General features: G+C 64.4%; 2 protein-coding genes. Both read left to right on the forward strand.

Going from position 1 to position 7,142, the window contains the following annotated elements:
• Positions 1-1,649, forward strand: a 1,649-nt coding sequence (locus O9K64_RS23035) for a ShlB/FhaC/HecB family hemolysin secretion/activation protein (RefSeq protein ID WP_335342346.1), incomplete at its 5' end; no start/stop codon positions are given.
• Between the two features lie 63 nt (positions 1,650-1,712).
• A partial coding sequence (locus O9K64_RS23040) for a hemagglutinin repeat-containing protein (protein ID WP_275100474.1) occupies positions 1,713-7,142 on the forward strand: 5,430 nt, incomplete at its 3' end.

Below are 7,142 nucleotides of genomic sequence, written 5' to 3' on the forward strand. Positions count from 1 at the left end.
TGTGCGCGTGGCTGATCAGTTTTGCAGCGGCGGCCGATCTTTCGGCGCCGTCCGCGTTAACCCGGGAGCAGTTGCTGCAGGATCAGCGTCAGGAGGCGCTGGAAGCGCGTTTGCAGCCACAACCTGCCGATGTGCGAATTCTCTCCGCTGCGCAAACGGAAAGCATCGACTTTCCTTCGGAATCACCCTGTTTTCCGGTTGCAGCCGTTGTTGTGGAAGGCGGGGAGCGGCGTGTCGTACAGCGGGTGGAGACGTTGCGGCGGCAGGCGCTGGGGAAGTGTCTGGGCACCCGGGGTATTCAGCTGCTGATGACGCGAATGCAGAACCGGCTGATCGAGTCCGGCCTGATCACCACCCGGGTACTGGCGCCGGGCCAGGAACTGTCCGCGGGGGAGCTGCGCCTGGTGATTGTGGAGGGTAAGGTGAGTGATATCCGACTTGCCGCGTCGAGCCGGCGCGATATCAATCTCGGTACACTGCTCCCGCTGTCCTCGCAGGCGCTGCTGGACCTGCGGGATCTGGAGCAGGGGCTGGAGAATCTGCAACGGCTGCCCGGTACCGAGGCCGGGTTCCAGCTGCTGCCGGGCGCGCTGCCGGGTGAGAGCGTGGTGGTTGTCGACTGGCAGCAGGAGAGGCCGTGGCGTGTGGCACTGACGCTGGATGATGCGGGTTCGCAGCAGACCGGGAAGCGACAGGCGGGGGCCACCCTGTTTCTGGACAATCCGCTGGGCCTGGGGGATCTCTTCTATCTGTCCGGTGGGATGGATGTCCTGAACGAGGGCGGCCGGGGCAGTGGCAGCCACCAGATCCACTACTCCCTGCCGTTGGGGTACTGGTTGTTGGGCATGACCGCGGACTGGTACGACTACCAGCAGACGGTGGCCGGTGGGGTGGTCGACTATCGCTACCGCGGAGAGAGTGAGCGCTACAGCATTCAGCTCGGCCGGGTCTTCCATCGCAGCGACCGCGCCAGGACAGCGGCCACGCTGCAGATCAGCAAACGGCGTTCGGACAACTTCATCGACGACGCGGAAATCGCGCTGCAGCATCGCAAAACCGCCGCCTGGCAGCTGTCACTCAATCATCGGCAGTTTTTTCGGCAGGGGACGCTTTCACTGGAGCTGGCCTACAGCCGCGGCACGCGTTGGTTCAATGCGGAGCCGGCCCCGGAAGAGGCGGTCGGCGAGGGGACGGCACTGGCCAGGATCTGGTCGCTGAATGCGCTGTACCAGCTCCCGGTGAGGAGCGGCGGGCATGCATACCGCTACCAGGCCAGAGTGCGCGGACAGTGGAGCGATGAGCCGCTGACACCCCAGGACCGGTTCTCGATCGGCAGTCGCTGGCATGTGCGCGGCTTCGATGGCCAGTGGTCGCTGTCGGCAGACCGGGGCTGGTCGCTGAGTAACGAAGTGGCCTGGCGGATCCCCCGCCGGCACCAGGAACTCTATCTGGGGCTCGATTATGGAAAGGTGGCGGGCAGGGGCAGTGAGCTGTTGCCCGGCACGGCGCTGGCCGGGGCGGTCCTGGGGATGCGTGGCACGCTGGGGCGTGTCGGTTATGAACTCTTTGCGGGGGCGCCGCTACAGAAACCGGCGGGTTTTCATACCGCTAACAGGACCTTCGGCTTCAGCCTGAACTGGCAGATCTAAGGGGCGGTAAAAGAGGACGGCTTGGAAAGCAAGGCAATCAGGGAAGCATAAAGGTGAACAGGGATGAATAAGCACCGATATCGGATCATTTTCAACAGGGCGCGCGGCACCTGGATGGTGGTCGCGGAGATCGTCAGGTCCCGCGGCAAGTCGGCCTCTGCCGCGGTGGGCAGCGGCGGTGACGTAAGGGGGGTTAAGCAATCTCTCCACACCTTGCGCCCGGCCGGATTTGCGCTGCTCGTGGTGTTGGGAATGGTCCATGCCACACTGCCCGAAGCCCGCGCCGAGATCGTTGCCGATGGCACCGCCCCGGCCGCGAAGCGACCGACGGTCACCCAAGCGGCCAACGGCATGCCGCAGGTCGATATCCAGCGAGCGGATGGGAGCGGTCTCTCCCATAACCGCTACACCCGCTTCGACGTGGACCCCCAGGGGGTGATTCTTAACAACGCCCGGGTGCCGACCAATACCCGGTTGGCGGGCTGGGTCAACGGCAACCCCAACCTGGCGGGTGGTAGCGCGCGGATCATCCTGAATGAAGTCAATGCGGCGGATCCCTCCTATCTGCGCGGCTTTGTCGAGGTGGCGGGCGACCGCGCCCAGGTGATCGTGGCCAACCCGGCCGGTATCACCTGCGCCGGCTGCGGCTTCATCAATGCCAACCGTGCGACCCTGACGACCGGCAGCCCGCGGTTTGACAATGGCACCCTGGCCGGCTTTCGTGTGCGGGGTGGGGAGATCCATATCGAGGGTCAGGGGCTGGACGGTCGTGATGTGGACTATACCGACCTGATCGCCCGGGCAATAAAGGTCAATGCGGGCATCTGGGCACAAGACCTGACAGTCATTGCCGGCGCCAATGATGTCGCCATCGATAGCCGCCTGCAGACAGTGCATACCGCCGCCGATACGGCCCCGGCCTTTGCCATCGACGTCAGGGCGTTGGGCGGCATGTATGCCGGGAAAATCCTGCTGCTGGGTACGGAAAGCGGTGTGGGGGTACGCAATGCCGGCCTGATCGGTACATCGGCAGGCGATGTGGTGATTACCGCCGCGGGGGAACTGGTCAACCGGCAGCGGATCGAGGCGGCGGCGGGCTTGCGAATCGACACCAAAGGGGCGAATGGGGGTCTGGACAACCACCAGGCGCGGCTGTCGGGGGAGCAGATCTTCCTGCGGACCGGACAGCAGCGAATCGACAACAGCGGCGGCAGCGTGGTTGCGCGGGACAGTCTGCTGATCCAGGGCGGCGCACTCAACAACAGCGGCGGCCTGCTTGAAGCCCTCTCAACCCTGACCGTCGATACCCAGGGTCAAACCCTGACCAACGCCGGCACCGCCACCCAGGGTGGGATCAACAGCGGAGGGGCGCTGCAACTGCAGACCGGTGAACTGGACAACCAGAGCGGCTATATCGGCGCCGCTGGAAACGCCACAATTACCGCCCACCAGTTGCGCAACCACGCCGGCGGCACCCTGCTGGCTGAAGGAGACCTCACGGTCAACGCCCAAGAGATAGACAACAGCGTGGGTCAACTGTTGTCGAAGCGCGATATCACCCTGCAAGTGGGAGCGGGGAGCATCAATAACAGCGCCGGCCTGATCCACGCGGACGACACCCTGAACCTGAGCGCCGGTACCCTGAACAACACCGAGACCCGGCCTGCCGGCCAGGGGCTGGAAGCCGTCCGGCTGCTACTGGATACAGACCGGCTGGATAACGCCCAGGGACGCATCGTGGCGGGGCAACAACTCACCCTTACCAGCAGCGTGCAGATCGACAACAGTCAGGCAGTGATCTCGTCTGGCGACCAACTGCTGATCCGTGATACGGCGTCCGAGCCGACGCTCCAGGTGCGTAATACCGCCGGTACCCTGGTTGCAGGCGGGACGCTGTATCTGAACAGTTATGCCCTGACCGGAGATGGTCAACTGCAATCATCCGGTGATATCGACCTGACCCTGCAAAGTGAACTGAACAACAGCGGCAAGATACAGGCGGACCAGCGACTAGCCCTATCGACAACCGCCGCCCTCATCAACAGCGGCCAACTCCAGGCACAGGGGCAGGTCAGCCTGCACGCCGGAGAGATCGACAACCAGGTAACCGGTGAAATCAGCGCCACCGCGACCGAGCTCGTCGCTACCGGGCGGCTGACCAACCGGGGGATCGTGGATGGCGTCACGACACGGCTCCAGGCCGATCACATAGACAATATCGGTACCGGACGCATCTACGGCGACCGGCTCGCGCTCGCTGCCCGGCAGTTCACAAACCGGGAATCCAACGGCAGCGCGGCAACGGTTGCCGCCCGCGCCCGCCTGGACATCGGAACAGATGAACTGATCAACCGGGAAGGTGCGCTGCTGTTCAGTGCGGGCGATCTCCATATCGGAGGCCAGCTGAACGAACTGGATCAGGCCGTGGGCAAGGCTGGCGGCATCACCAATCAAAGTGCCACCATCGAAGCCCTGGGGCGGCTGCAGGTTACGGCCGGACAGCTCCATAACAGCAATGCCCATTTCGCCAAGGAAGCGCAACCGGTGCTGGTGGACGAACACCACTTCGAGCAGAAATGGGTCAGCGGTGAAGACTACTATGCCTACGACTTTCTGCGAAACATCAGCGAAGAGGTGGTAACCGGCAGCACCCCCGCCAAACTGCTTGCCGGGGGCGACATGCGCCTGGTGGTGGATAATCTCATCAACGACAAAAGCCAGATCCTGGCGGGCGCCACCCTGAGCGCGGAACTGGGCAGCCTGGAAAACCGGGAAGGCACTCTGGAACGGCGGGAAAAAGACCTGGGCACAACCTGGTTCAGCTGGATCGAACACTGCGGCTTCCTGGGCAGAAAAAAATGCCGGCGGGAGAGCGCGCACACGCCCTACGCGCCCGCCGATGTCATCACCAGCATCACCCTTCCGATGGCCCGATTTGAACAGCATGCCAACGTACCGGGCAGCGGCATCCTGCTCGATGCGCTGAGCGTGAGCGGCAGCAGCGCTGGACCGGAGAGCGTGGCCGGCACCGGTGGGGGGGTGATCCACCTCCCGGACAACGCCCTGTATCAGACGCACCCCGAGCCGGCACACCCGTGGCTGATCGAGACCGATCCCCGCTTTGCCGGCTACCGGCAGTGGCTCAGTTCCGATTACATGCTCGATCGGCTCCGGCTCGATCCGGCCACCACACAGAAGCGTCTGGGCGACGGCTTCTATGAACAGCGCCTGGTCCAGGCGCAGATCACCGAACTGACCGGGTCAAGGTATCTGGCGGGCTATCAAAGCGATGAGGATCAATACAAGGGATTGATGAATGCCGGTGTCACCTTTGCCCTGGCCTATGACCTGCAACCGGGCATCGCCCTCAGCGCGGCACAGATGGCCCATCTCACCAGCGACATCGTCTGGCTGGTGGAGCAGGAGGTGACCCTGGCCGACGGCAGTCGCCGGCCGGTCCTGGTGCCGCGGCTCTATGCCGTTCCGGAAGCGGGAGATGTGAACGGCCGCGGTGCGCTGCTGGGTGGGCGGGATATTGATATCAACCTGACCGATGACCTGCACAACGAAGGCACCCTGCTTGCCGAACAAACCCTCACCCTGAACGCACGCAACATCAACAACCGCCGGGGCACGCTCTCCGCGCAAACCATGGCCCTGTCGGCCGAACGGGACATCGGCAACCGCGCCGGGCGCATCCAGGCGGAAGAGCGCCTCAGCCTGCGGGCCGGACGTGACATCACGGTGGCGGCCGCCACCCGCGAAGGGGTCAATCAGGTCGGTGCCAGCCGCTATGAACGCCTGCACCTGGATGGCATCGGCACCCTGCGGGTGATGAACCCGGACGGCGTCCTCATGGCCGTCGCCGGTCGGGATATCCACCTCAACACGGCCCAGGTGAGCAACAGCGGCGAGCGTGGTTCCACGGCACTCATCGCCGGCAACAACATCGACCTCGATACCACCACCACACGCCAGCGCGAGGCCGTCGTCTGGGACCCGCGCAGCTATCGTACTGAAACCCGGGCAAGAGAGGAGGGGACCCGGATCAACAGCGCCGGGGATCTGGCCCTGCTGGCGGGCGTTGATATCAACAGCCGGGCGGCCACGATCAACAGTGACGGGTCGCTGGAGGTGAGTGCGGGGCGTGACCTCAACATCGGCGCCGGTGTGGATGAACAAGGCATCAGCCGTCGCCAGTATATCGCCAAGCGCGGCCTCTTCTCCTCAAAGCAGACGATTGACGAGCAGCGCTCAACTGTCCGCCAGGTGGTGGGCAGTACCCTGAGCGCGGAACGGGTCGCTCTGCAGGCCGGCCAGGACCTCACCGTCACCGGTTCACAGATTGTCGGCAGCGGCGATGTTACCCTGCAGGCGGGAAACAACATTACCCTCCAGAGCGGCAAACAGACCGTTTCAAGTTACAGCCATCACCAGGAGAAGAAATCAGGCCTGATGACCAGTGGCGGGTTCGGTATCACCCTGGGCAAACGGGAGATGAGCGATGAAATGGATCAGCGGTCCGGTATGGCGGTCGGGAGCACGATCGGCAGTATCGAGGGCGACGTGGCGATGAGGTCTGGCGGTGACTACACCCAGCGCGGCAGCGACCTGCTGGCGCCGACCGGGAGCGTGGAGATCGCCGCCAGGGATATCGCTATCGTCGAGGCGCGAAACAGCACGGCAATCCGCTCCGAATCCCGCTTTAAACAGTCGGGCCTGACCGTAAGCCTCTCCAGCCCGGTCATCAATGCGGCGCAGACCGTGCAGCAGATGTATCAGTCCGCGCGGCGAACCGATGATCCACGCATGCAGGCACTGGCGGCCGCCACGGCGGCGTTGGCCGCCAAGGATGCCTACAATCAGGTGAAGGCCGGCCAGGGCAGCGAGATCGGTGGCCGTGAAGGACAGATCGAAACCGGCGGGACCGATCCGGACGGCACCCCCGAAACCCGGGATGCGACCGCCATCGACAAGATGGGTGGCCTCTCAATCAATGTCAGCCTCGGCAGCAGCAAGAGCCGGAGCAGCAGCCGGATCGAGCACACCACCTCTGCCGGTTCCACGATCCAGGCGGGCCGTGACATCAGCCTGGTTACCACGGGTGACGAGACCGACGGCAACATCCTCGTGCGCGGCAGCCAGATCGGCGCGGGGCAGGCCATCACCCTCGACAGCGGAAACAGCATCAAACTCCTCGCGGCGCAAAACAGCGCCACCCGTCACGACGACAACAAGAGCAGCAGCGGCAGCCTCGGCGTAAGCATCGGACTTGGATCTGGGGGTACCGGCGTCGCGGTCACCGCCTCGGCCGCCCAGGGCCATGGCGCTACCGACAGCACGGAGCTGACCCACAGCAACACCCGGATCAGTGCCGGTCGCACCGCCAGTCTCCGCTCCGGTGCGGACACCACCCTCAAAGGCGCCGTGGTGGAGGGCCGCCAGGTGATCGCCCGTGCCGGGAGTGACCTGCTCATTGAGAGCGTCCAGGAC

It is taken from the genome of Sedimenticola hydrogenitrophicus, assembly GCF_029017505.1.
Lineage (GTDB): Bacteria > Pseudomonadota > Gammaproteobacteria > Chromatiales > Chromatiaceae > Sedimenticola > Sedimenticola hydrogenitrophicus_A.